This is a genomic window from Streptacidiphilus monticola (assembly GCF_042658505.1).
In the GTDB taxonomy this organism is placed as follows: Bacteria; Actinomycetota; Actinomycetes; order Streptomycetales; family Streptomycetaceae; genus Streptacidiphilus; species Streptacidiphilus monticola.
This window is the reverse complement of the sequence record NZ_JBHSQJ010000243.1, coordinates 1-3,064: the sequence shown is the minus strand read 5'-3', so window position 1 is coordinate 3,064 and position 3,064 is coordinate 1. Positions and strand designations below refer to the sequence as shown.

At 69.9% G+C, this 3,064-nt stretch carries 2 protein-coding genes, 2 tRNA genes and 1 pseudogene; 3 read left to right on the top strand and 2 right to left on the bottom strand.

The genetic code is table 11. The annotated features are described in order from the left end of the window. From ACFP3V_RS31695 to ACFP3V_RS31685, 3 genes and pseudogenes are all read left to right on the top strand, one after another. A partial coding sequence (locus tag ACFP3V_RS31695) for a M23 family metallopeptidase (RefSeq protein WP_380591246.1) occupies nucleotides 1–426 on the top strand: 426 nt, incomplete at its 5' end. A gap of 727 nt (nucleotides 427–1,153) precedes the next feature. Then, entirely contained in the window at nucleotides 1,154–2,401 is a 1,248-nt protein-coding gene (locus ACFP3V_RS31690) for a hypothetical protein (RefSeq protein WP_380591243.1), read from the top strand. Nucleotides 2,402–2,582: 181 nt separating this feature from the next. After that, nucleotides 2,583–2,796, top strand: a pseudogene (locus tag ACFP3V_RS31685) (tyrosine-type recombinase/integrase); the annotation flags it as partial. Nucleotides 2,797–2,883: 87 nt separating this feature from the next. Here ACFP3V_RS31685 and ACFP3V_RS31680 read toward each other — a convergent pair. Both ACFP3V_RS31680 and ACFP3V_RS31675 read right to left on the bottom strand, forming a co-directional pair. Beyond that, nucleotides 2,884–2,957, bottom strand: a tRNA-Phe gene (locus ACFP3V_RS31680). A gap of 32 nt (nucleotides 2,958–2,989) precedes the next feature. Next, nucleotides 2,990–3,063, bottom strand: a tRNA-Asp gene (locus ACFP3V_RS31675). Nucleotide 3,064: the final 1 nt, after the last annotated feature.

The window sequence follows — 3,064 nt, the reverse complement described above, 5'->3', positions numbered from 1 at the left end:
CTGCCGCCGCGCTGGTCGCCGCCGGTGGCGGACGCGCCGATCAGCCAGCCTTTCGGACGCCCCAACCCCCGCTACGCCGCGGGCTACCACACGGGCGTGGACTTCGCGGTCCCCGTCGGCACCCCGGTGCTGGCCGTCGCCCGGGCGACGGTCCGGGTGGCGGGACCGGGCGGGGAGTACGGCAAGGAGATCAAGCTGATCCTGCCGGACGGCAAGATCGCCCTCTACGCCCACCTGTCCCGGATCGGCGTGCACCCGGGGGAGCAGGTCGCCCCCGGCGAGCGTCTCGGCGCGTCCGGCGACACCGGCAACTCCACCGGCCCGCACCTCCACTTCGAGATCCGCACCACCGACGCCTACGGCGCGGTCATCGACCCGCTGCCCTACCTGCTGGCCCACGGCGCCCCGGTCGCCACCGTGCCGTGAGCGCCGGTGCGGCCAGGCGCCGCCCTGGCGGTGAACTTCGTGGGACCCGCGACTCGCTGAGCCGGCTCACGGGACGAGCGGTGGACAACCGGTCGGGCACGGGACGGCCGGCCGGGCTGACGGGAGGAGGACCTGCAAGCTCCGGAGGTCAGGGCACGGCAGCGTCGGCCGGGGTCGTCGAGGGCGCTTCTCCGACCAGTTGGATCGGGGCACAGGGACATCGGCGTGACCACCAAGGTCCTTTCACACCCGTCGCTCGGAGAAGAAGGCCCCTTGAGATCGGGGAGAGTGCCTGAGCTGACCCGTTGTCGCACGGTTGTCGTAGCAGGCGTGAAAAGGAGCCCCTGATCGATCGCCGAGCGGGGGCTTTCTGATGGTGGGACTGAGTGGCCAGGGCCGGGGTCGAACAGCCGTCCGCGGTGACCAGGTGGGCCACGTCGACGAGGGGAGCACGTGTCGGGGTTGTGCATATGTGCGGTCTCACGACCTCGGTGGCTCTGGCCGCAGTTCCATGAAACGCCGTTCCGCCGGCACGGAAGTGGGGGTGAGTCGACCAGCTCCCTTGAAGGCGGGGGCAGTTGACGTTGATGATCGTGTGTACTGAGGTCGGCGTCGGGGGGACAAGGTGGGAGAGCGGCCGCCACGTGGGTGGACGGATACCGAGAAGCGCCTTTGGCGGGCGTACCGTCGCGGGGAGCGGGTCGACCTCCGCACCGGTGACCCGCTGGTGGACGACCTGGCGGCCACCGCCGCTTGGCCCGTCGAGCGACAGGTCCGAGCCGAGGTGCTGGCTCGCCTACTGCTCAACGGGCCGGTGCCCGAACCTGGTTGTGCCGCCGCGTTGGACCTGCGGGGTGCCCGAGTCGCAGGCCGCCTCGACCTGACGGGAGCAAGGGTTCCCGTCCCGGTGAAGCTGATGTCCTGTGCCTTCGACGAACGCCTCGTCGTGGACTACGCCGAGGTCACCTGGTGGAACCTGGATGGATCCCAGATGCCCGGCTTCGAGGGGGAGGGACTGCAGGTCGGCCTGTGGCTGGGCATGCGCAATGCCGTTGTTTCGGACGAGCTGTGGCTGCACGACGCACGTCTCAGCGGAGGGCTCGACCTCAGCGGAACCGTGGTCGAGGGCGCGTCCGGCTTCGCCGTGATGGGCAAGCAGATGATCATCGACGGTGACCTACGGGCCCGCGGCCTGCAAACCCGGGGGGAGCTGCGCCTGTCCCGAAGCCGCATCGGTGGCACGCTGGACCTGACGGGCGCCCGCTTGACCGCCACCAGCAGCGGAGCCGCCGACCTCGACGCCATCCATGCGCGCCGGGTCGAACTCGACCTGCACCCCTCCTGCGCCGGACGGCTATCGCTCGCAGCAGCCACGGTGGAGGTCCTCGTCGCCGATCCCGACATCTGGCCAGCGCACTGCAACCTGGACCTGAGCAGCGCGTCGTTCACCACCCTCCAGCCGACCACCAACTGCCCACCGGGAACCCGGCTGAACTGGCTGGCCCAGCACGTGATCGCACCATCCCCGGCGATCTACAGTCAGATCGCCGCCGCCTACCGCCAGGCCGGCCAGGAGCAGGCAGCCCGGCACGTCCTCATCCACAGGGAACGAGCGCGCTATCGCGCCTTGGGCAAGGCTGCGACAGTCTGGGGACTGCTCCTGAACGCCGTCGTGGGGTTCGGGTACCGGCCGTCACGCGCGTTGCTGTGGGTAGCAGCCCTGACTGCCAGCGGAACCTGGTACTTCACCTGGGCAGGCCCGCCGCGGGCAGTGAATCCGGGGGGAGGACCCACCTGGGATCCACTGCTGTACGTTCTGGATCTCCTTCTCCCGTTCCTGAGCCTGGGGCAGCGGTCAGCGTGGGACCCCACCCACCTGGCGAAAGCGGTGGCGCTCGCACTGACCATCACTGGCTGGATCCTGGCCACCGCCGTGGTCGGCGGTGTCACGCGCCTACTCAACCGGGATACCTAGCGCCACCGGGGCGAGCATGTGCAGCGTCGCTGCTCTTGAGCCGCTGGACTGCAGCCGCCCTCCTGCGGAATCAGAGGGGACCGGAGGGACACGCCGCGCGGCGGGCTCGCGGCCGGACCCATGTAGCTCGCTCAACGAGCCGCTGCCCGTCGTGAGTGCGGACAGCACGGGCCGTCGGTAGCCGGACAGCCTCCGGCGAAGCTGGTACCCGATCCGCCAGCGGCTTGGCCTGACGCTTCGCTTCCACGATCTCCGGCACACCTGCGTCACGCTGCTGCTGGACATGGGCGTGCCGCCTCACATCGTCCGGCAGATCGCCGGCCACAGCGACGTCCCACGCCTCGCTGGACGAACAGCGGAAGGCGCTCGGGACGCTGAGCAACCGGCTCGGCTGACGCCGTTGGCGTATCGGTCGGCGTAGCAGGCATCGAAAAAGCCCCTGGCGAGTGATCTCGCTAGGGGCCTCTGCTGGTCAGACAAGGTGGCCAGGGCCGGGGTCGAACCGGCGACCTTCCGCTTTTCAGGCGGACGCTCGTACCAACTGAGCTACCTGGCCAGGCTCCCTCTCGGAACGAGAGGGGACCTGAGCGACCCCGACGGGACTTGAACCCGCGACCTCCACCTTGACAGGGTGGCGAGCTAACCAACTGCTCCACGGGGCCA